The organism is Bacillus tuaregi (genome assembly GCF_900104575.1).
Classification (GTDB): domain Bacteria; phylum Bacillota; class Bacilli; order Bacillales; family Cytobacillaceae; genus Bacillus_BD; species Bacillus_BD tuaregi.
Map to the genome: position 1 here is coordinate 311028 of NZ_LT629731.1, position 21177 is coordinate 332204.

General features: G+C 45.6%; 20 protein-coding genes (1 of these 20 cut by a window edge). 13 read left to right on the forward strand and 7 right to left on the reverse strand.

All coding sequences use genetic code 11. The annotated features are described in order from the left end of the window. Positions 1–62: 62 nt before the first annotated feature. The 3 genes from BQ5321_RS03860 to spoIID all read left to right on the forward strand — a co-directional run bounded on the left by BQ5321_RS03860 (position 63) and on the right by spoIID (position 3774). A complete protein-coding gene (locus BQ5321_RS03860) occupies positions 63–791 on the forward strand; it encodes a YwmB family TATA-box binding protein (RefSeq protein ID WP_071393307.1) in 729 nt (242 codons plus the stop codon). Between the two features lie 31 nt (positions 792–822). Beyond that, on the forward strand, positions 823–2133 hold the full coding sequence (gene murA / locus BQ5321_RS03865; protein WP_071393308.1) for a UDP-N-acetylglucosamine 1-carboxyvinyltransferase: 1311 nt from the start codon (positions 823–825) through the stop codon (positions 2131–2133). A 606-nt stretch (positions 2134–2739) separates the two neighbouring features. Further along, positions 2740–3774, forward strand: a complete 1035-nt coding sequence (gene spoIID, locus BQ5321_RS03875) for a stage II sporulation protein D (protein WP_071393310.1) — start codon at positions 2740–2742, stop codon at positions 3772–3774. A 130-nt stretch (positions 3775–3904) separates the two neighbouring features. On the opposite strand, the gene BQ5321_RS03880 is transcribed toward spoIID, so the two are convergent. Next, entirely contained in the window at positions 3905–4330 is a 426-nt protein-coding gene (locus BQ5321_RS03880; protein WP_071393311.1) for a VanZ family protein, read from the reverse strand. 412 nt (positions 4331–4742) lie between these two features. On the opposite strand from BQ5321_RS03880, the gene BQ5321_RS03885 reads away from it, so the two are divergent. The 8 genes from BQ5321_RS03885 (at position 4743) to BQ5321_RS03920 (ending at position 12129) form a co-directional block, all read left to right on the forward strand. Then, entirely contained in the window at positions 4743–5723 is a 981-nt protein-coding gene (locus tag BQ5321_RS03885; RefSeq protein ID WP_071393312.1) for a stage II sporulation protein SpoIIQ, read from the forward strand. Positions 5724–6159: 436 nt separating this feature from the next. Continuing rightward, the gene (gene spoIIID, locus BQ5321_RS03890) at positions 6160–6432 is read left to right on the forward strand and encodes a sporulation transcriptional regulator SpoIIID (RefSeq protein WP_071393313.1); all 273 of its coding nucleotides are present in this window, start codon (positions 6160–6162) and stop codon (positions 6430–6432) included. A 945-nt stretch (positions 6433–7377) separates the two neighbouring features. Further along, positions 7378–8379, forward strand: coding sequence for a rod shape-determining protein (gene mreB, locus BQ5321_RS03895; protein ID WP_071393314.1), 1002 nt, complete (start codon positions 7378–7380; stop codon positions 8377–8379). Between the two features lie 501 nt (positions 8380–8880). Continuing rightward, the gene (locus BQ5321_RS03900) at positions 8881–9708 is read left to right on the forward strand and encodes a flagellar hook-basal body protein (RefSeq protein ID WP_071396764.1); all 828 of its coding nucleotides are present in this window, start codon (positions 8881–8883) and stop codon (positions 9706–9708) included. Positions 9709–9751: 43 nt separating this feature from the next. Next, positions 9752–10576 (forward strand): flagellar hook-basal body protein, encoded by an 825-nt coding sequence (locus BQ5321_RS03905; RefSeq protein ID WP_071393315.1) that lies wholly within the window; start codon positions 9752–9754, stop codon positions 10574–10576. A gap of 13 nt (positions 10577–10589) precedes the next feature. Beyond that, on the forward strand, positions 10590–10856 hold the full coding sequence (locus BQ5321_RS03910) for a DNA-directed RNA polymerase subunit beta (RefSeq protein WP_071396765.1): 267 nt from the start codon (positions 10590–10592) through the stop codon (positions 10854–10856). Positions 10857–11056: 200 nt separating this feature from the next. Beyond that, entirely contained in the window at positions 11057–11494 is a 438-nt protein-coding gene (fabZ, locus tag BQ5321_RS03915; RefSeq protein WP_071393316.1) for a 3-hydroxyacyl-ACP dehydratase FabZ, read from the forward strand. A 251-nt stretch (positions 11495–11745) separates the two neighbouring features. After that, on the forward strand, positions 11746–12129 hold the full coding sequence (locus tag BQ5321_RS03920) for a hypothetical protein (protein WP_071393317.1): 384 nt from the start codon (positions 11746–11748) through the stop codon (positions 12127–12129). Between the two features lie 549 nt (positions 12130–12678). Here the strand turns inward: BQ5321_RS03920 and BQ5321_RS03925 are convergent. After that, a complete protein-coding gene (locus tag BQ5321_RS03925) occupies positions 12679–12885 on the reverse strand; it encodes a hypothetical protein (protein ID WP_139187758.1) in 207 nt (68 codons plus the stop codon). Between the two features lie 278 nt (positions 12886–13163). After that, complete coding sequence (locus BQ5321_RS03930) at positions 13164–13592, reverse strand: YwpF family protein (protein ID WP_071393319.1); 429 nt, start codon at positions 13590–13592, stop codon at positions 13164–13166. A 252-nt stretch (positions 13593–13844) separates the two neighbouring features. Here BQ5321_RS03930 and ssb point away from each other — a divergent pair, with 252 nt between their 5' ends. Both ssb and BQ5321_RS03940 read left to right on the forward strand, forming a co-directional pair. Continuing rightward, the gene (gene ssb, locus BQ5321_RS03935; RefSeq protein WP_071393320.1) at positions 13845–14225 is read left to right on the forward strand and encodes a single-stranded DNA-binding protein; all 381 of its coding nucleotides are present in this window, start codon (positions 13845–13847) and stop codon (positions 14223–14225) included. Positions 14226–14359: 134 nt separating this feature from the next. Then, positions 14360–14554 carry a hypothetical protein gene (locus BQ5321_RS03940; RefSeq protein WP_071393321.1) on the forward strand — a complete coding sequence of 65 codons (195 nt, stop codon included), beginning with the start codon at positions 14360–14362 and terminating at the stop codon, positions 14552–14554. Between the two features lie 220 nt (positions 14555–14774). Here BQ5321_RS03940 and BQ5321_RS03950 read toward each other — a convergent pair whose 3' ends face one another. The 4 genes from BQ5321_RS03950 to BQ5321_RS03965 form a co-directional block, all read right to left on the reverse strand. After that, positions 14775–15785, reverse strand: coding sequence for a LysM peptidoglycan-binding domain-containing protein (locus BQ5321_RS03950; protein ID WP_234978350.1), 1011 nt, complete (start codon positions 15783–15785; stop codon positions 14775–14777). A gap of 224 nt (positions 15786–16009) precedes the next feature. Next, entirely contained in the window at positions 16010–17020 is a 1011-nt protein-coding gene (locus tag BQ5321_RS03955) for a DUF1646 family protein (RefSeq protein WP_071393323.1), read from the reverse strand. A gap of 428 nt (positions 17021–17448) precedes the next feature. Continuing rightward, the gene (locus BQ5321_RS03960) at positions 17449–20256 is read right to left on the reverse strand and encodes a DEAD/DEAH box helicase (RefSeq protein ID WP_071393324.1); all 2808 of its coding nucleotides are present in this window, start codon (positions 20254–20256) and stop codon (positions 17449–17451) included. Then, a protein-coding gene (locus tag BQ5321_RS03965; protein WP_234978351.1) for an SWIM zinc finger family protein crosses the window boundary here: on the reverse strand, positions 20249–21177 show its 3' portion. 676 nt of this gene lie beyond the right edge of the window; the window shows 929 of its 1605 coding nt (coding positions 677–1605); its start codon lies off the right edge, out of view; it ends in the stop codon at positions 20249–20251. The genes BQ5321_RS03960 and BQ5321_RS03965 overlap by 8 nt, the downstream gene beginning before the upstream one ends.

Consider the following 21177-nt stretch of genomic DNA (forward strand, 5'->3'; position numbering starts at 1 on the left):
ATTTTCTAAGTATGTAACTTCCTCTCTTGGTAACAATGGTAGTAAGGAGAGGAGTACGGTACATGAAAAAAATACTCTATGTGGTCGTCGCTTTGTCAGCGGTTGGAATGATACTTTTGAATATGGCCAGTGCAAAGGGAAAGGAAGAATTAGATCTCTTTAAAATGGCTGAAGTTCTAGAAGGCGAAAAGATTGATATTAACAAATGGACCTTACATGCAAGAAAGAGTTTGGAAAATGTCCAAGCACAGGAGAAGATGAAGGAGTTAAGCTCTGAATACTCCGATATGAATTGGGAGATTTCGGAGGACAATGAAAAATGGCACGCAAAGGCGGTTATGTCAGAAGATAACGGCATAAACGAAACGCTTCAAATTCTTTCCACCGGTGAGGGTAACCAGATGCAAAGCTACTTGATCTATGAGATTACAGGTGAAGGCTGGCAAAAGGAAACGAAGGAATTTATCGAGCAGGTGATTGTCGAAAAACTTAGCGACATATTTCATGGAAAAGCCATTATTTTCTCTTGTATATTTAGCGAGTTCGGTGATAAGATGAATAAGTCTTTGCCGAGTCATGTAAACGAGCTGTTACGGGCATTTGAGGCAAATGAAATTGAAACCCTTGAAGAGGATTCCTTTATATCGACAACAGCTTATACGAAGCTTTTTTCAGAATCGTTTAAGGGACAGTCAGAAGAGATGAACCTTCAACTTGGAGTAAGAAATCAAGGATTGGGCGGGAAGACTACCCTCGTAGTTGGCACACCAATCATAACGGTTGAATATTAATATAGAGATAATGGACGCGGAGGGGAATACTTTGGAAAAAATCATCGTCCGTGGCGGAAAAAGGTTAAACGGGACCGTCAAAGTAGAGGGGGCAAAAAACGCCGTTTTACCTGTGATCGCCGCAACACTATTAGCAAGTGATGGAAAAAGTGTAATTCGGGATGTGCCTACGCTCTCCGATGTATATACTATCAATGAAGTATTGCGTTTTCTGGGTGCCGAGGTGGCATTTAAGGATAACACTGTGATCGTGGATGCATCAAAGGAGTTATTGGTAGAAGCACCGTTTGAATATGTACGAAAAATGAGAGCTTCCGTATTAGTCATGGGATCTCTTTTAGCAAGAAACGGCCGTGCAAGAGTCGCATTACCGGGCGGCTGTGCAATCGGCTCACGTCCGATTGACCAGCATCTTAAAGGGTTTGAAGCGATGGGTGCAACGGTTAAGGTTGGAAATGGTTTTATTGAAGCAGAGGTAGACGGACGCTTACACGGCGCGAAAATCTATTTAGATTTCCCAAGCGTCGGCGCAACCGAAAATATTATGATGGCGGCTGTTCTGGCTGAAGGAACAACAATCATCGACAACGTGGCAAAAGAGCCAGAAATCGTTGATTTAGCAAACTTCCTGAATAAAATGGGTGCAAAGGTAAAAGGAGCAGGTACGGGCACAATCAAGATTGAAGGTGTGAATGTGTTGTTTGGTGCTGACCACAACATCATTCCGGACCGTATCGAGGCTGGAACCTTTATGGTGGCGGCTGCGATTACAGGTGGCGACGTGCTTGTAAAGGGTGCCGTTCCTGAGCATTTAAACTCTCTTGTGGCAAAAATGGAAGAGATGGGCGTGAAAATTATCGAAGAGCCGGAAGGACTTCGTGTTATTGGCTCTGATAACCTAAAGGCTGTTGACATTAAAACGATGCCGCATCCTGGTTTCCCAACGGATATGCAGTCACAAATGATGGCGTTATTGCTGCAGGCAAAGGGCACTTCTATGATTACGGAGACGGTTTTCGAAAATCGTTTCATGCATGTGGAAGAATTCCGTAGAATGAATGCGGAATTGAAAATTGAAGGACGTTCTGTTGTGATTAACGGGCCAGCGAACCTGCAAGGTGCAGAGGTAGCGGCAACCGATCTTCGCGCAGCTGCAGCCCTGATTGTATCAGGACTTGTTGCCGATGGTGTCACACGCGTAACAGAATTAAAGCACTTAGATCGAGGATACGTGAACTTCCATCAAAAATTAGCTGCTCTAGGCGCTGATATCGAAAGAGTTCAAGAAGATGTAGAAGTCATCAACTACGACCAAAAATACATCTCCGATCTCAATGCCTAAACCCAACAAAATAGCTCTTACAAAAACCGCATGGTATCCCCGAATGCGGTTTTTTGCTGTTTCCGGGGGGAGGGTGAAACTGGGTGCCCCGCGAAAGCAAGGGAAATGTGGGGACGGGCGGTTCCATGAGGTCGAAAAAGTGATTATCTCAAACCCTACTATTATCCCCAATTAAATCTCTCCATATATTATTATTACCCATAAAAATCAAAAATATGCATAAATCAAAAAGAGTCATAAAAACTTGTCCAACCCCATAAGAATGAAATGTGAAGGATTTTCTGAACAACCGATCAAAGCACAACAGTTTAGCGCACCACCGCGCTGGGGGACAGACCCCCAGGGAATTAACGCATTACCGCAGTGGGGGACAGACCCCCAGGGAATTAACGCATTACCTTGGTGGGGGACAGACCCCCGGGGAATTAACGCATTACCGTGGTGGGGGACAGACCCCCAGGGAATTAACGCATTACCGCGCTGGGGGACAGACCCCCAGGGAATTAACGCATTACCGCACCGGGGGACTGTCCCCCAGCGCAGTAAAGCGGTGGTGTGCTTGTTGTTCACGTTTTGTGAGCATTTTATTCATTATGGAGGATAATCATGAAGAAATTCAAACCAGTCGTTCTACTAGCAGCACTACTATTCATTGTTACCCTGATGATTCCGACGATTGTAGTACTACCATTTGGTGAGGAAAAGGTGAGTGGTAAGCTTGGGGAGGATGTACAAAAGGAAGTTGCAGACAAACCGGCGGAACCGGCTACTACTGCCCCCTCGATTGACGTAGCGGTCTACAGAACCGCGAAGCAGAATGTAGAGAGTATTCCGCTTGAGGAATATGTTGCTGGCGTTGTTGCATCCGAAATGCCGGCCGATTTTGAAAAGGAGGCACTCAAGGCTCAAGCATTGACGGCTCGTACGTATATTGTGAAGCAACTGATGAGTAATCAAAGTGTTGAGCTTCCTAAGGATGCAAATGTAGCGGATACAGAGTTTTTCCAGGTCTACAAAAGCCAAGAAGAATTGAAGCAAATTTGGGGTCCCTCTGATTTTAACTGGAAGATGGATAAAATTAATGAAGCTGTCCGCGAAACACAAGGACAAATCCTGACGTATGACGGCAATCCGATTGATGCGACCTTTTTTTCAACAAGCAATGGTTTTACCGAAAACTCAGAAGCCATTTGGGCTAATTCATTACCCTATTTAAAAAGTGTAGAGAGTCCATGGGATAAAAAATCTCCTAAATACACAGGTCAAAAGGTTATTACGGTCAAAGACTTCGAAGCAAAGCTTGGGGTTAAGCTTCCCAATAATAAAACGATTGGTGAAGTAACAGAACGAACTGCAGGAAAACGGGTCGGGAAGGTCAATATAAATGGAAAAGAAGTAAGCGGGAAGGATATTCGCAATAAACTCGGGCTCATGTCGACCGATTTTACATGGGAGCGTAGGGGCGACAAAATTGTGATTAACACAAAGGGCTACGGACATGGTGTAGGGATGAGCCAATACGGAGCCAACGGAATGGCAAAAGAGGGAAAAAAATACTCAGACATTGTCCAATACTACTACCAAGGAGTCCAAATCGCCGACTCAGAGCCATTCATCACCACCATCACAGCCAAAAAATAACCTACAACCAAAACAGTGTTCAAAGAGGAATAAAAAATGAGGGGCTGTCTCACCACCGCGTTAAAGCGGCGGGGGACAGTCCCTCATTGTATTAACGCGTTACCAAGCTGGGGGACTGTCCCCCAGCACGTTACCGCGTTGAAGCTTCTTTGATCTTCCTCAGTAGTTTCCCTAGCTTTAGGAATCGTTTCTTATGATAGGCACTATACAGGATCCAGGAGGCCACTAGGACTCCGGTGATGTCTTTGACGACGTCAATCATTGTCGCTGAGCGATAAGGAACAAAGGATTGATGAATTTCATCAATAATCCCATAAAGAGACGCAATGATGATCAGAATTATATTCCACTTGGCCGACAATCCCCTAAATGTCAAAAGAGCCAAGACAAGCAATACATAAAGGATTCCAAACTCAATTAAATGAAGCGATTCTTTAATTCCGGCATCCCAGCTTGAATCCGGCAGCTCGACCACTGCATTATCTGGCATACTCGACATTACCCAGACAGCCACTATATAAATGAAGGGAAATACTCGTAAAACTAATTTCAACATAATAATTCCGCTAACCACCAATCTATCATAACTAAAATGAAGAACTTGTATAATCGGGCAATTTCCGTCCGTACATTACCCGAGTGTATCTTGCTAAGCAATTAGAAAAGCCTCTACAATAGCCAAGCTCACATACAACAAGAAGAAAAAACAAACCATCCGCAAACCTTATTACATTAACGCGTTACCTGAGCGGGGGACTGACCCCCAACGCTTTAAAGCTTTCCCGTGCCGGGGGACTGACCCCCAATGCTTTAAAGCTTTCCCGTGCCGAAGTGTTGTCTTTCGATATTTTTTAAGTGACCATGAATAATTATAAACGGTTTGTCGAAAAATAAGGAGTAAAAATTTTTTTCTAGGAAGGTATATAAACCTCGCAATTTGTTCAGAATGATTGCTGAGGTGATGATAAATGAGAGAGGAAGAAAAAAATACTTCTCGAGGTTTTAAACGCTATTTCAAAAAGCGTTGGGTATTTCCAGCTGTTTATATTGCGAGTGCAGCCCTTATTCTAACCGGTGTTTTATGGTATCAAAACAGCAGCACGGACAATGCAATTGATTCAGATAAGTTTAGTATGAACGGGACAAATAATCCTGGTCAAATCGGTAAGGACGAGGCGATTGAAGTTACCCGTGCGATGGAAAACGTGGTGCTTCCAATGAATGCGAAGGAACGCAGCAGTGCGGTCATCCAGAAGAAATTCTACGAGGACAACGCAAAGGCTGAAGAGCAGGAAGCCGCTCTTGTGGTTTACCAAAATCAATATCATCCAAACACAGGGATTGATATTACGGTAAAAGACGGCGAAGCGTTTGATGTAATCGCTGCTTTGAGCGGAACGGTTACGAGAGTCGAAGAGGATGCGCTTCTAGGCAACGTGATCGAAATCCAGCACGATGACGATATCGTGACACAATATTCATCTATTAAAGAGATGAAGGTTGAAGTTGGAGACGAAATTGAGCAGGGACAAGCTCTTGCGACAGCTGGAAAAAGCTTGTTCAACGAAGAAGCAGGCACACATGTACATTTTGAAATCCGTAAGAATGGTGTACCTGTAAATCCTGAGAAATATCTAAATAAACCGGTTAGTGCATTACAAGAGGAAGCAGTCGTTGAAGAGCCAGCTTCTGATGAAAAAGAAACAACTGGTGACCAGGGCGTTAGCGAAGAAGAAGAGCTAATGAACGAAGAAGGCCAGGAAGAGACTAAGAAAGAGCCAGCAGCTGATAAAGACAGCTCTGATGCAACAGAAGGTCAAGAGCCTGCTGAAAAGCCGTCTGATTCAGATAAATCTACAGATGAAAAAAAGGAATCAACAGATTCTGAAAAGCCAGCAGATGAAAAAGACGCTGACGAAAAGCAAAATAAAGAAAATAAAGATGCATAATAATTGCATAAATGAAAAAAGGTGTCGGGAACAATATTATGTTCCCAACACCTTTTTTACTTTTTCAAAACAGTGAAGACAAAAAAATGTAAGCGTTACCTATGATATGATCAGTCCATTCTGTCATACATTTGTAATATAAACCCATATCGTAAAAAAATTCCCTAATTTTTGCTTAGATTGCTGAAATTGTGCATATTCCTGCCTCCATGCTAATAAACTGTTACAAACCTTACAAAGAGAGTGTATGAGGTGAGGAGTCGTTTGAGATGAATCTAGTTATAGCTCTGGACCTGATTAGCCATTGTAAGTTCAGAAAGCATTGCTTTCGGGCCGCATGAAGAACATGGGGAAATCATGCGGGAATCCAATCATTCATGAAAAGAAGCGAGTCTCATTTCACACTTCTCACATCCAAATTGGGGAGGGCGAGTGTGTGCACGATTACATCAAAGAGAGAACTATCAAGATTGGAAAGTATATCGTGGAGACGAGAAAAACAGTTCGCGTGATTGCGAAGGAGTTTGGCGTGTCCAAAAGTACAGTCCATAAAGACCTGACGGAAAGACTTCCTGAAATCAATCCCGATTTAGCCAACGAAGTAAAAGAAATCTTAGATTATCATAAATCCATACGCCACTTGCGCGGGGGCGAAGCTACCAAACTCAAATACAAAAAAGAGGAATTCGAGGAAGAACCGGTGCAATAAACCGGTTTTTCTATTGATAATAATGGGATGTAAGGTTTTGACTCCCATCTGGTTTGGGGGTTTTTTACATATTGAGGTTGTGGCGTGAAGAAGAAGTAAGTGGCTTTCTCTGGTGCCCGTAAGGACGTGTTGGGTGTGGTGAAGGACAGCACGAGGGGAATCTGTTGCCGTTTTGGAGGCTCCCCTCTGGTAGAAATTCATCAAACAGGCTGCAAACACACATTGTATTTTTTTTAAAACCTCGTATTTGCCTTTTTTTAGTGAAAATAACCTGCCGCGTGTCTCCGAAAGCAATCCTTCGCAAATAATCTCTCAATCCCATAGGATATTTTTTTCAAAGGCTTTGTTAAACATGAGTGTTGATTTTCGTTCCAGGCACTTCGCTTTCCTGCGGGCGACCGCCGAGCCGACTCGGGCACTACGTGTCTGTGGGGTCTCGACTGCCTCGCTTCTCCCGCGGGAGTCTTCGTGCCTTCCACTACAATCAACCTGCTAAAAATCAACAATGTACTTTAACACAGCCTTTTCAAAAGTAAAGGGTAGCATTTCTAGGTTTCCTTGATAGAAATTCATAGGATATTACATAAATAGGAATAATGAAACATATAGAGAGAAAATATGAATTAATTTTGACAAAAACGCACAAAAAACTACAAGTTTTTTAATCAAACTGTTACTTGTCAAGAAAATTATGGTATAATCAGCAATTAGGATAAGGACATGGTTGAGATTAAAGCAGAGAATTTGTCAGGCCTTATTGTTTCTTTTTTTGAAAAATGAAACAATTGGAGCCGTCAGATAGCATCAGGAGTCCAAAAAATCGGAACACCGGTGCTCAAGAATCGTTGTAGGTGCATAGGGAGTAAATCGCATTGAATCGAAAGTCATGCATGTGACGATAATAAAGAGAAGCATCCGGCCATTGTACAAGGAGGAAAGCTGAAAATGTTCGCAAGGGATATTGGAATTGACTTAGGGACGGCAAACGTATTGATTCATGTTAAAGGCCGTGGGATCGTATTGAATGAACCTTCAGTTGTGGCGATAGATAAAAATACAAACCGAGTATTGGCCGTTGGGGAAGAAGCACGCCGCATGGTAGGACGTACACCGGGGAATATTGTGGCCATTCGGCCGTTAAAGGACGGAGTTATTGCGGATTTTGATGTCACTGAGGCAATGCTTAAGCATTTTATTAATAAGCTGAATGTCAAAGGATTTCTTTCCAAGCCGCGCATTCTGATTTGCTGCCCGACGAACATTACGAGCGTGGAGCAGAAAGCTATTAAAGAAGCAGCGGAAAAAAGCGGTGGAAAGAAAATTTATTTAGAGGAAGAGCCGAAGGTAGCTGCGATTGGCGCGGGCATGGATATATTCCAGCCAAGCGGAAATATGGTCGTGGACATCGGCGGTGGAACGACGGATATTGCGGTGCTTTCCATGGGCGATATCGTGACGTCCTCTTCAATAAAAATGGCGGGAGATAACTTTGATTCTGAAATTCTCCATTACATTAAGAGACAATATAAGCTGTTGATCGGTGAAAGAACGGCTGAAAATATTAAAATTACAATCGGAACGGTTTTCCCTGATTCAAGAAATGAGGAAATGGAAATCAGAGGCCGTGATATGGTATCCGGATTACCGCGTACGATTACGGTAAAATCGGATGAAATCGAAAGGGCCTTGCGTGAATCTGTTACGGTGATTGTACAAGCTGCTAAATCTGTACTGGAGCGCACACCGCCTGAGCTGTCAGCGGATATCATTGACCGTGGGGTCATCCTAACCGGTGGAGGTGCTCTGCTGCACGGCATCGACATGCTGTTAGCAGAGGAGCTAAAGGTACCGGTATTGGTTGCAGAAAATCCAATGGACTGCGTAGCTATTGGAACAGGTATCATGCTCGACAACATCGACAAACTACCAAGAAGAAAAATCGGATAACCTATAAAATAAGCCTGTTGCGAAGAGAAAACTCTCCAACAGGCTTTTTCACATTAAAGCGCTGGGGGACAGACCCCGATGAGGTGATGCGTTAAAGCGCTGGGGGACAGGCCCCCAATGAGGTGATGCGTTAAAGCGCTGGGGGACAGACCCCCGATGAGGTGATGCGTTAAAGCGCTGGGGGACAGACCCCCGATGAGGTGATGCCTTAAAGCGCTGGGGGACAGACCCCCAATGAGGTGATGCGTTAAAGCAGTGGGGGACTGTCCCCCACTGCTTTAGAGGGGTAAATTGTGGGTTGGGGGCCAGTGTTTGCCATAATTTTTCGATTTTTTGTCTGATTTTCGGAGAATGTACCTAGTTTCTCTGAAAAACGTGCTGATTATTTCTGGATTTTTTCTTATAATAGTGAATAGGTATGAGTGTGCGACATTTTTCGAGTTTCACGAAATTCATCATAGATACGAAACATCAATGCAAGGTGGAAGGAAGGTGCTGGGCATGTTAAGAGGCTTTTATACGGCGGCGTCGGGAATGCTGGCGCAGCAGCGGAAGACAGAAATGCTGGCGAATAATATGGCCAATGTGAATACGCCTGGTTTTAAGGCGGACCAAACGTCGCTGAGGGCTTTTCCTGAAATGCTGCTTAAACAAATAGAGGGGCAGCCGTTTCCTTCACAAAATGGGAGAACAACCTATAACTCAATTGGCACGTTGAATACAGGCGTATATTTGCAGGAGGCAATGCCGCTGTTTCAGCAGGGCTCTTTAAAGGAAACGACATTGAGTACGGATGTTGCTCTATTGGATATCAATCTACCGATCAATCCGGATACTGGGCGGACAGGCTCGGTCTTTTTTACCGTTATGAATGCGAACGGGGAAACCCGCTACACACGGAATGGTAATTTTACGCTGGACAGTGAGGGTTATCTGACGACTGGAAGCGGGATGTATGTGCTTGATCAAGAGGGAAATCAGATTCAACTCACCAGCGACCAATTCCAAATAAGTGAGGATGGCTACATTACCGGTGCGAACGGTGAAACGGCCCGGCTGGGAATCGGCTACAGCGACAATCCGTTAGCGATGGTAAAGGAAGGCGACGGCTTGTTCCGGGCAGACGGCGAGCTGGCTGACGCTTATACGACGGCAAATGTCACGTTTAAAATGCAGCAGGGGTTCCTTGAGCAGTCGAATGTGGATTCTGCTCAGACCATGACGGAAATGATGACGGCATACCGAGCGTTTGAGGCGAACCAAAAGATTTTGCAGGCCTATGATACGAGTCTGCAAAAAACAGTCAATGAAGTCGGGAGAATCGGCTAATGGTTTTTTGTAAAAAAAGCCATTCCAAAGCGGGGGGTCAGCAATGAACAGAACGATGATTACAGCGACGAATACGTTGGGACAGCTGCAAAAGCAAATGGACGTGATTAGTAACAATATATCAAATGTTGAGACAACCGGCTTTAAGCGAAGGGAAGCGACGTTTACCGATTTGCTTGTCCAGCAGTTTAACAATGCGTCTGAAGATACAGAAGCGGCCCGGTTAACGCCGGATGGCATTCGCCAAGGGTCTGGTGCAAGGCTTGGTCAGATCCAAATGATTATGGCACAGGGGGCTATAAAAGCAACAGACCGCCCGCTTGATACAGCTTTTACAAAGGAAGGCCTGTACTATCGGATTCAGGTGCAAACCGCTGATGGCTATGAAACACAGTATACAAGAGATGGAGCTTTTTATTTATCGCCGTTGTCGGATAGCGAAACGATGCTCGTGACAACCAGCGGCCATCCCGTTTTGGATGAGGATAATAATCCCGTGATTATCGCTGGAAAGGCAGAGGAATATACGATTAATGAAACCGGGACGTTGACGGTGAGTCTGGCGGACGGAAGCGAGCAAAGTATAAATTTGGGCGTATCACTCGTTAATCAACCACAATTTCTAGAGAAAAAAGGAAGCAATCTGCTCGGGCTTCCGGCTGGAGCGGAAGCGGAGGGTATTTTCACTGACCTTGATGGAAATTTGCGGGGTCAGATAGCGATTCGTTCCGGTGCGCTTGAGCTTTCTAATGTGGATTTATCAAAAGAAATGACAGATCTGATGACCGCACAGCGCTCGTATCAATTCCAAGCGCGGTCGATCAATATGGCTGATCAAATGATGGGGCTAATAAATGGAATTCGTTAAAGGGGAAACAAACATGGCTGTAAACGAAAGTAGCCGGGAGGCCATCAAGGCTGAGAAAAAACAAAATAAAGAAAAAGAGCAATCTGAAAAGAAAAGCAAAAGGATCCGCGTGCGCCTCATACCGATTTGGCTCCGCGTAATCATCGTGCTGCTGCTGATTTTCCTCAGCACAGCAATCGGTGCAATGGTTGGCTACGGTATGATAGGTGACGGAAAGGCATTCGACATCTTTAAACCATCCACCTGGACCTACATCATCGACCTCGTCGAAAAGAAATAATGGATTGCGTTAAAGCGCTGGGGGACAGTCCCCCGTTAAGGTAAAGCGTTAAACCGTTGGGGGACAGTCCCCCACTGAGGTAAAGCGTTAAACCAACGGGGGACTGTCCCCCATTCGGCTAAAGTGAGAATAGGACTTTTCCATTGTATTCGTTTATGAATTTATGTAAAATTATTCCTAAAATAGGAGGGATACATACTATGTTAGATATAGATCAGATTAAAGAGATTATTCCACATCGTTATCCATTTTTGTTAGTGGACCGCATTGTGGAAGTGGAAGAAGGAAAAAGAGCGGTTGGAATCAAAAATGTGAGTGCAAATGAAGAGTTTTTTAATGGGCACTTTCCAGAATTCCCAGTTATGCCAGGTGTGTTAATTGTGGAAGCATTGGCCCAGGTTGGTGCGGTTGCTATGCTGATGAAGGAAGAAAACCGTGGTCGACTTGCTTTCTTTGCTGGGATTGATAACTGCCGCTTCAAGCGTCAAGTCCGCCCAGGCGATCAGCTGAGATTAGAAGTGGAAATGACACGTCTGCGCGGCTCCTTTGGGAAAGGAAAAGCGATTGCGACGGTTGACGGCGAAGTGGCCTGTGAAACGGAAATCATGTTCGCGCTAGGCGATGCAAAGGAAAACTAAGAAAACCAATTAAAATTGGATAAGCACTTTACTACGGTAATGAGATGGGGGACAGTCCCTCAATGCTTTAAAGCATTGAGGGACTGTCCCCCATCGCTTTAGAGCGCTAAACTACAATCTTGCTCTTTTCTAACCCTGTTTTTACATATTATGGTCGACTGTTACGATGCAAGAATGAGGGGCGGTTGGGTAACCTAAAAAAGACCAAGACAGGGTCTAATATGAAACAATAGTTGAAAGGGGAGTAAGAAATGAATAAGAAGCTATTAACGTTAATTGGTGGTTCAGTCCTGTCCGTAATGCTTTTAGGAGGTTGTGCAGATGATGACACGGACCCGCCTCCAGAGGATGATGTAAACATTGAGGAAAATAACGGAGATAACGGCCTCAATGGAAACAATAACAATGGCAACAACGATGACGATGGATTAATGGATGATAATAATGACAAAAACCGAAACAACGGCAACAATGATGATGGCATACTGAACGACAATAACGGATTAGGTGATGATAATAATAATGATATCAATACTGACAATGATCTTGATCCGGCGACTGATAACAATACGCGCCAAGAAGATGTGATTGAGGACGCAAATGATATGAGAGACGATAACAATAAAGACAGATAGTCAGCATTGATTGAAAAATAAAAAGGATAGATAAATCAAAGTCATTTTGTCTATCCTTTTTATGTTTTTCATTTATGTGGGCAATAATTTCTTCTTCCATGTATCAGGAGGACGTAGCTATTTTGTTAAGTGCGACCGAAATATGTCTAATCGTTTTTTTAAAAAGGCTCTGTTAAACATGAGTGTTGATTTTCGTTCAAGGCACTTCGCTTTCCGCAGGCGACCGCCGAGCCTCCTCGACACTTCGTGTCTGCGGGGTCTCGTCTGTTTCGCTTCTCCTGCAGGAGTCTGCGTGCCTTCCACTACAATCAACCTGCTTGAAAATCAACATTGTGCTTTAACACAGCTTTTAAAAAAAGCCATTTCAAAAAGAACTGCACAAAGTATGATTATCAAAATTCACACGATCTTACACAAACTCAACAGCTTAAGCCATTCCCCTTAAACCACACACTATAAGGCAGCCAGTCAATTGGTACTGACCACCTTAATACCGGCACAGCTACGCTTGGACCAAACTCCCATCATCAAGCCTCAACTCCATCACAATCAGTTATCATTCTCGTCCTCCAGCTCTTCTTCCATTTCCTGTTCAAAGCTGTCGCGTTTGCCGTCCTCTTCCTCGAGGTCCCTAGCCTTCTCAAGCGGATCCTCGACAGATGGCTCTTCTTCCTGTGGGTCCTCTGGCGGCGGTTCGGGGTCCTCGTTATCCTGACAGCCACCCAACATTCCAGCCAGCAGCACACTGGCCAGCATGAAATACCACTTCTTTTTCATCATCATACCCCTTCCTGATAGATTCCTTGCTTAGCTTTTCCCATCTGCAGGAGAAAATCCGTGCAATTTTCGATAGGAGGTCTTGTTTTTATAAAAAAAATCTCTTCATAATAATTTGCCAAGGGGTATCCAGGCTTACTCATTTTCAGTAAAAATCACCTGTTCAGCCAGATCCACCTACCGTACGCATCCCCCCAAGGCAATCGAAGCATCAACACTAGAATTTAGGCAAAAAAAAAGAAACCAAATTGGCCTCTCTATTTTTTCGGTGAAAGCTTTGGTTTTGTTAGCATTTTTTCTTTAAACTCACGCAGCAGCTCCTGTCCGGACAGGCCGTTTTCAATTAAAGCCGCCAGCAGCAGCTCGGGGTAGGTGTTCGCCTGATTAATTTTTCCTTTGAATAAGAGACTCAAATGTCCATCGGCAAGCTTTTTCATCAACAGCGATTTCGCCTGGAAATAAGCCGGGTCGTTCTCGGCACGAGAAATAACAACCTGCAGCGAGATTTCATGCCCCGCATCGAGCAGCGCTTGAAAATAGGGCTCGTACGTGGCGGCAACATAGGCCTCCAATAACCAGGTGCGGTCGGAATCCTCCTTGTTAATCGCGAGACCGTCCTCAAGCCTAATATCAATCAGCCCGGATTTCTCCGCGACCTGCAGCGAGATGAGCTTAAACGTCTTCATCCATCAACCCCCATTATGACTATTTTGTAAAAATTATAACACAATCTCGGTTGTAAACCCTTTCGAAAATTTTTCAGCTGTAGAGGGGAAAATTCATAAATCAAGGCTCTGAACACCATATCCAACTCAATAGAACCGGCAAACATCAATTTTCGACCGCATTCCTCCTTGAAAATTCAATTTCCATAGTTTTACGAAAATAATCCAGCTAAGGTATGATGAGACCATCAACTTATGTGAGGAGAGGAACTTATGATCAATCAGGTCACACTTGTAGGCAGGCTTACGAAGGACCCTGAGCTGCGGATTACACCCGATGGCATTGCGGTCACGAATGTCACGCTGGCCCTTAACCGGCAATTTCGGAATCAGCAGGGGGAGCAGGGGGCTGATTTTGTCCAATGTACGATTTGGAAAAAGACGGCCGAGAACACGGTCCATTATTGCCGCAAAGGTTCACTCATCGGCATTACGGGACGGATTCAAACACGTAGCTATGATAATCAGGAGGGGCGTAGGGTATATATCACCGAGGTCATCGCCGACACGGTGCGGTTTATCGGGACAAAGCGGTCAGAGGAGTCGGTTCACCATCTAGAAAAAGAAATACCTGTGCCTGCCGGTTCCCATTAACAGGGGATAAGGGAAATGGTAAAAAGTAGTCAAACATAATAGGTGAATATTTATTAATAAAATAATGATATTGAGATTGGTATGCATAATAGACCAAGTTTTATAAATCCACAATAAAATTATAGGGGTGTCCCATGACGGAACAAAATTTTGAACTCCTGCTCGAGCATATGATACGAATGCAAGCCAAGCTGATTGAAAAGGTCGACACCCTCAACAGCCGGATGAATCAAATGGAGTACGTCTTGAAGCAAGATGATCAACGACTTTTCAAGTCTTTATTATATTGTAAAAATACGGCAGACTTTGAAATGTCTATTGAATCATAAATTCAGGTAAGCCCCGCAAGGTTCTTTTTTTAGAAAAAAACAATTACCTCCCCGCTTTGCTTCCTCCATCCTTCCATCCGCCGGAGTATAATGCCGGCGGTTATTTGTGTTTTGACAGGAGGAGGGAGTGGTTTCAAAGGCAAAGCGCAAGGAGGAAAATAAGGCACTATGCTTTCCGCAGGTGACCACCGCGCCTCCCTCGACACTTCGTGCCCCACCCTCAGTAGCGCTGCTTCATGCTCGCGCGAATTTCCTGCATTTTCTGTACGACGAGCGGATAGAAGTAATTGGTGGCGCTTTGGGTCGTGTTGCCGCCGAAAAACGCGGTGCCTGGACAGGTTTTTACATCATATTCAGGTCCGTTATCAAGCACTCTTTGTTTCGTCTTCAAGCTCCACCAATGATGATAGGTGATGCTGTCGATGGAGGGGGCGAGCCCGAATTTCATGCAGAGGAGGGCGGTAATATAGACGATCGTTTCCTTCTGCTCGGCGGTCATGACGTCATGGCCGAGGTCAAAGTTACCGATATGCTCGATGGCGATTCCAACTGAGTTGGCCGTTGGACCAATTGTCCCATCCGGTGCGACGTCAAAAGGGCGGCAAACCGCGATTTTTCCATCTGGAAAGGTGGTGATGTTCTGTGCAATATTCGACCAGCCCATCTTCCTCATATGAAAGGTCTCCATTCCCTTCAGCATGGAAAAATGATTATTGCCGTAAAAATGCTTGTAGGATGGCAGCCAGGTGTGATGCTGCTGAATCAGACTGATTTTCCGAGTAAAAACCTGATGAAACAGCCAGTCCTGGAATTCCTCACGCGTCATCACGATATACTGGCCCTGCATCGTCAATCTTTTCGGAGGAATCTTTAATATTTGGCCAATTTCCAGCTCCGAAGAAGAAAGTCCGTTCGTGGCTTGAATCAGCTCCACGGTTGAGTTATAGGTATTGGCGATCTTATCAAGCGTGTCACCGGTCATCACTTCATACATCATTGGCACAAACAGTCTCTGGCCAATACGTAACGAATCAGAAATCAGCCCATTCGTCGCCTTCAGCTCCTCAACCGTCGTCCCATACTTATCCGCGATCACAGGCAGACTATCGCCGGCGCGCACTTCATAAAGATGGCTAAAATCCTGCTTCACGGCATCTACCGGAGCAGGCGCATGCAAAAGTAATAACTGGACCATTAAAATACAAACAAAAGCAGAACTCTTCCTCATCATAATACCCCTTCATTTCGTTCAAAATAGGAAGAACAACCAACACATAAATCCACTACTATTGTTTAAGAAAGTGAAGGAACTTATACAAAAGAAAAGCTGGTAAAACATCGTGCTTTGTCACATTAAAGCGCCGGGGGACAGTCCCCCGGCGCTTTAATGTGACAAAGCAGCTGACTCCTTATTAACGGGAATCAGCTGCTGTTGGTTTTTGGTATGTGAGTTTTTTAGAATATAAACAGGATAACAAAGTAGATGGCCATGATGAATAGACCGACTGGTAGTCCAAATACTGCCCATTCTTTACTTGTGATGTTTAATTTACCAGCTGCGATAATGTTCGGGATGTTACCCGGAATCAGCATTCCACCGGCAATCAATAATCCAAGCAGGATGGCGCGGATGGTTTCAGTGTCCATCGCCGGGCTGATTTCAGCAGCGGCAAGGGTTGCGTTATCCAGCACAGCCGAAAGCATATTAATCCAATACAATAATTCAGGGGCTAAGCCTAGGATATATTTTTCAATTAATGGCTCGAAACCGTGACCTAAGAAGGTTAAACCCATGACGAATAGATAGATTTTAGCTGCACGGATGATAATTTCCTTATAGGATTCAGCCGGCTGATCAGTCCCTAATGTATCGGAGCTTTCCTTTGTTTTAACAAAAAACATCGAAATAACGCCAAGCACGATGACGGCCGGAATAACCTCGGCTCCGATTAAGGAGAATAAGTAGCTAAAGTCCTCGCTTAGCTTGCTGACCACAATGGTTGAAAGCGGCTCTCCAATTGGAGTCAGAGCAGCGCCCATTCCAATGGAAAAACAAGCTAGGATGGTAAAATGAACCTCAGATTTGCGTTCAAGCGGCAGTACATTCACAATAATAACGAGTATAATCGCAGCGATAATCGCGGTAATAATACTGGCAGCTAGTCCTAAAATAATTACCATAAGGGCAAGGAAAATCCGCGGTGTCAGTGCCTTACTAGTTGCCAAAATCGCTGTTTCTAGCGGCTTTTGCGCCCATTTGGTTATTAAGCCGGCAATTAAGACAGCTAGTGTAATATTAATTGGGTCAATAAGCGCCTTCTCAATCAGATGAAAATTCATCATTCCGCTGACCGTTGCAGCGGCAATCCCCATTACAAACAGGAAGGCTTCTAAATTGTGCTCCACCTTTTTAATTGAAAAAGGCAACAGCAAAACCAAGAATAAGATAATAAATAAACCAATCATTTTTCCCCAGATCCTTTTCATTTTTTTGTCGAATATATTAAGCTGGTATAACCTGTTGTAAAAAAAGCCCATTCAAATATTCTATTAAAATAGACCGGAACGATTTGATATAAAAAACCAGACAACATTAAAAAGGCTATCCTCAAACCTGTTATAAAAATGAAGCCCCGGGACTCTAGCATATATTGAAAAAAACGGTATGTAAGGGCTTAACTGATAAAAATCATAACACTTTCAGTGAAATAATTTAAGTGAGCAAAATCACATTTGAATATATAAATATATTAGTATACGAATGTACTACTTTAATGCACTAACGAGATGGGGGACAGTCCCCCGGCACGTTAATACGCTAAAACATCATCTCCAGCGCAATTCGCTTTCGTGCGTTAAACCGCCGGGGGACAGTCCCCCAGCCCTTCACCGCGCTAACGCAAATTCACCAAATCCTTCAATTCATCTGTCGACAGCTCGGTAATCCAGCTGTCACTTTGAATCACTTCATCATTCAATGCCTGCTTCTTATCAAGCATTAAATCAATTTTCTCCTCCAGCGTCCCGGTACAAATCAGCTTATGTACGTGAACAAACCGCTTTTGCCCGATCCGGTAAGCCCGGTCAGTGGCCTGGTTCTCAACCGCCGGATTCCACCAACGGTCATAGTGTATCACGTGATTGGCGGCCGTTAAATTCAAGCCCGTCCCACCGGCTTTCAACGACAGCAGGAAGATCGGAAACTCACGCTCCTGGAAGCGGGCAATCATACCATCCCGCTGCTGCTTCGGCACACTACCGTTCAAGAACGGCACCTCATAGCCAAACTCAGCCTTAATCATCTTTTGAATCATATGCCCCATCTCAATATACTGCGTAAAGATTAAGCAGCTCTCCTCCTGCTCAACCACCGAGCCGACCAGCTCCTGCAGCTTCTCAAGCTTCGCCGACCGCTCCAATAGTCCCGCCGGCTGAGCCTCCTTTAGATACAACGCCGGATGGTTACACAGCTGCTTCAGCCGACTCAGCATCTGCAGAATCAAGCCCTTCCGCTCAAACGCCGACAGCTTATCAATCTCCGCCAGCGTATCCTTCACAAGCTGCTCGTACAACGAAGCCTGCTCAGCCGTCAGCGGGCAATATTCCTTCTGCTCCAGCTTATCCGGCAAATTCAACGCCACATCCTCATCCTTCTTCGTCCGTCGCAGTAAGAACGGCCGAATCAACGTCTGCAGCTGCTGAATCTTCGGCTTCTCCTCATCACGCTCAATCGGCAGCACAAACCGCTTCTGGAACTGACCGCCTGACCCTAGATAACCATGATTAATAAAATCAAAAATCGACCACAGCTCGGTCAATCGATTCTCCATCGGCGTTCCCGTCAGCGCAATATGATGCTGACCCTTCAGCTTCCTAACCGCTCGCGACTGCTTCGTCCCGGCATTTTTAATATTCTGCGCCTCATCAATCGAAATCGAACTCCACGTCACCGACTCCAGCTCCGCAGCATCTAACGGCGTCAGCCCATACGACGTCAGCACCACATCGGCCTCACGAACCGCGGCCGTAAACTCATCCTCCTTCAGCCGGCCTGGCCCATAATGCAAATGCACGTTCAATTCAGGCGCAAACCGCTCGAGCTCCTTCTGCCAATTTCCAAGCACGGACGTCGGACAAATAATCAGCGCCGGACCAGCCTCAGGCTCCTCATCCCGCACCTTCAGCAAATACGAAATCAGCTGGACGGTTTTTCCAAGTCCCATATCATCCGCCAAGCAGCCGCCAAAGCCATACTTGCGCAGGAACAACAGCCAGCTCATCCCCAGCTGCTGATAAGGCCGAAGCTCACCATGGAAATCCCCCGGCACCGTCTCAAGCGGCAGCGACTTTAAATCTCGCAGCCCCTTGACCATCTGGCGCCAATTCCGATTCAGCTCAATCTGAATCCTCGCAAACGCCTTCGGATTCTCCAGCTCGTCCTCATCCAAGCCCTCCTCGGCGAACAGCTCCTGCTCAATAATATCGCGAACATGCAGGCCTTCCTTTTCCGCCTTCTTCATCAGCTCCTGAATCTGATGGATAAACGCCGGGTCCAGCTTAATCCAGCGCCCGCGGATATACACCAAACGCCGCTTTTCCTCGACCAGCTGACTGAATTCCTCCTCCGACAAATCCACGCCGTTCATCGAAAAGCGCCAATCATAATCAAGCATCGCCTGCAGGCCGACAAACGAAGGCCGGTGGCTCGTATTCCCCTTTACCTTCGCCTTCACCTTTAAGCTCGCACTCTTCATCGCCTGCCACCAGGACGGCAAGAGAATATCGACACCTAACGCCAGCAGCGTTTCACTTGCATCCGTTAAAAATAACCACGCTTCCTCCTCAGTCAGCTTATCCGTCAAGCCTTTATCGCCCATCAGCCAAGGAAACAGCCGCACCCAGCGCTCCTGCTCCGCTTCAATCCGATCGAGATACGGCAGCCATCGCTTCGGAAAGCCTGCTTCATTTCCAGCATCGACCGCTACATCCGGGTTTCTTTTATCACGTAAAAAAACCTCCAAGGTCCAGAAGCTATCAACATCACTCGGTTCCTCCAGCTTCAGCCCAAGGGTAAACGGCACGGGATTTTCCACAATCCCCATCCACTCGCGAAAGCTTTGCTCATCAAAAAAGGCTGCCAGCTGGCGGGGCGCAATCGAGCCCTCACGCAACGCCTTCAGCTTATCGCCAAACGCAAGTTTAAGCTCCTGATTCTGATTCATATAATCGTTCAAGGCATGATTAAACCATTTCCGCATAAAGCTGCGCACATTCTCCCGCTCCCAAAAGGCAGGCAAAAACTCATCCCATACCCTGTCAGGGAGCATCCAGGCGAACTCATCCTGCTCCCAGGCCGCAAAGTCAGGCAGCCATTCTTTTTCCCTAATCGCATCCTGAATCGTATGGGCGGAGGCAAGACATAGCTCAGCGGTCTCATTCCAATCCCAATCCACCATGCGATTCAGCTGCTCGCTCGCAAACAGAGTCGCCAGCTCCCAGCCGTTCAACACAACGCCCTCGACACCCTCCACGGTCGCCGTCTCCACCATCGTTCCGAAAAACGTCTCCTGATGGTAGTTGAAGAAGAGATACTGCCAGACAGACGGCACATAGAAGCGCTCCTGTTCATCACTTGCCGAAATAAAATAGCGGTCCTCATCTAAATCTGTTACATGAATCTTGATATATCTAGACTTAAGCATCGATCAACTTTCCCCTTTTACACTCTTCCTGGAACGCACGCAGCCGTTTCGTCCGGACTAGCAGCCTTTCTAAAAATAAGTTCCAGTCGTCAACGCGTTTCATTTTTTTATAAAGCGTCCGAAGCTTCTTCAGCTTGCGCACCGCCTGCTTGTACGCATCACGGTTTTTCAACTCAATATCCGCCTGTATCGCCTGATGATAGAGCGGAAGCAGCACCATGGCGCCCTCCGCCGACAACGTCTTAATCCGTTCCTTTGACAGATTCTCAAAGCTGAACCCGACATACGTCTGCAGCTCCATCCACTTTTCGTACTCCTTTTTTTCAAAAAGAAAATCCTCATAGTCGTGGAAGCTGTATGGCAGCATCTGTACGAGCGCCTTCTCGTAAAGGTCAAGGCGGTTGGTCTCGGCACAAAACGGTGTTAAGGCCTGAGAAGCCATCCTCATAAAGGAGCGGCAGGCATAATAATCATTCTGCCAGCGCAAATACTCCTTAATCCGCCCGACAAACTCCACGACAAATGGCTCGGCCCGCTTCGTATCAAGCAGCTCCATCCAATAGAAGAAATACGGTGTGATTTCCTCGTCCAAGGACTGAATCTGGGCCATTGCCTTCTCATCCTCGCGGAGCAGGAGATGAATATGGGCAAGCCCAGCCCGCACCGGTAGCGTCTTGTCTGGCACTTCCTCAAGCTGTGCCTTCACGTCCTCACGCCACTCTTTTTTCTTAAAAAGCTCACTCCAAAGGAGACGGAATAAATGAACGCGGTCAAACTGAATCGGATAACGAGATAATAGGAGCGGAAGGGTATCGTTTTTCAGCTGCTCAATAAACTCATCAAAGGCAAACGGCATTGATTGAACCGAGAGCCGATGGGACAAATCCGCAATATCATCAAGGATATTTTGAAAAAGATGAC

Bases quoted from the DNA above. Each gene is read 5' to 3' on its own strand.
- BQ5321_RS03860 (WP_071393307.1), top strand. From the start codon at position 63: ATGAAAAAAATACTCTATGTGGTCGTCGCTTTGTCAGCGGTTGGAATG.
- spoIID (WP_071393310.1), top strand. From the start codon at position 2,740: ATGAAGAAATTCAAACCAGTCGTTCTACTAGCAGCACTACTATTCATT.
- BQ5321_RS03880 (WP_071393311.1), bottom strand. From the start codon at position 4,330: ATGTTGAAATTAGTTTTACGAGTATTTCCCTTCATTTATATAGTGGCT.
- BQ5321_RS03885 (WP_071393312.1), top strand. From the start codon at position 4,743: ATGAGAGAGGAAGAAAAAAATACTTCTCGAGGTTTTAAACGCTATTTC.
- mreB (WP_071393314.1), top strand. From the start codon at position 7,378: ATGTTCGCAAGGGATATTGGAATTGACTTAGGGACGGCAAACGTATTG.
- BQ5321_RS03900 (WP_071396764.1), top strand. From the start codon at position 8,881: ATGTTAAGAGGCTTTTATACGGCGGCGTCGGGAATGCTGGCGCAGCAG.
- BQ5321_RS03905 (WP_071393315.1), top strand. From the start codon at position 9,752: ATGAACAGAACGATGATTACAGCGACGAATACGTTGGGACAGCTGCAA.
- BQ5321_RS03910 (WP_071396765.1), top strand. From the start codon at position 10,590: ATGGCTGTAAACGAAAGTAGCCGGGAGGCCATCAAGGCTGAGAAAAAA.
- fabZ (WP_071393316.1), top strand. From the start codon at position 11,057: ATGTTAGATATAGATCAGATTAAAGAGATTATTCCACATCGTTATCCA.
- BQ5321_RS03920 (WP_071393317.1), top strand. From the start codon at position 11,746: ATGAATAAGAAGCTATTAACGTTAATTGGTGGTTCAGTCCTGTCCGTA.
- BQ5321_RS03925 (WP_139187758.1), bottom strand. From the start codon at position 12,885: ATGCTGGCCAGTGTGCTGCTGGCTGGAATGTTGGGTGGCTGTCAGGAT.
- BQ5321_RS03930 (WP_071393319.1), bottom strand. From the start codon at position 13,592: ATGAAGACGTTTAAGCTCATCTCGCTGCAGGTCGCGGAGAAATCCGGG.
- ssb (WP_071393320.1), top strand. From the start codon at position 13,845: ATGATCAATCAGGTCACACTTGTAGGCAGGCTTACGAAGGACCCTGAG.
- BQ5321_RS03940 (WP_071393321.1), top strand. From the start codon at position 14,360: ATGACGGAACAAAATTTTGAACTCCTGCTCGAGCATATGATACGAATG.
- BQ5321_RS03950 (WP_234978350.1), bottom strand. From the start codon at position 15,785: ATGATGAGGAAGAGTTCTGCTTTTGTTTGTATTTTAATGGTCCAGTTA.
- BQ5321_RS03955 (WP_071393323.1), bottom strand. From the start codon at position 17,020: ATGATTGGTTTATTTATTATCTTATTCTTGGTTTTGCTGTTGCCTTTT.
- BQ5321_RS03960 (WP_071393324.1), bottom strand. From the start codon at position 20,256: ATGCTTAAGTCTAGATATATCAAGATTCATGTAACAGATTTAGATGAG.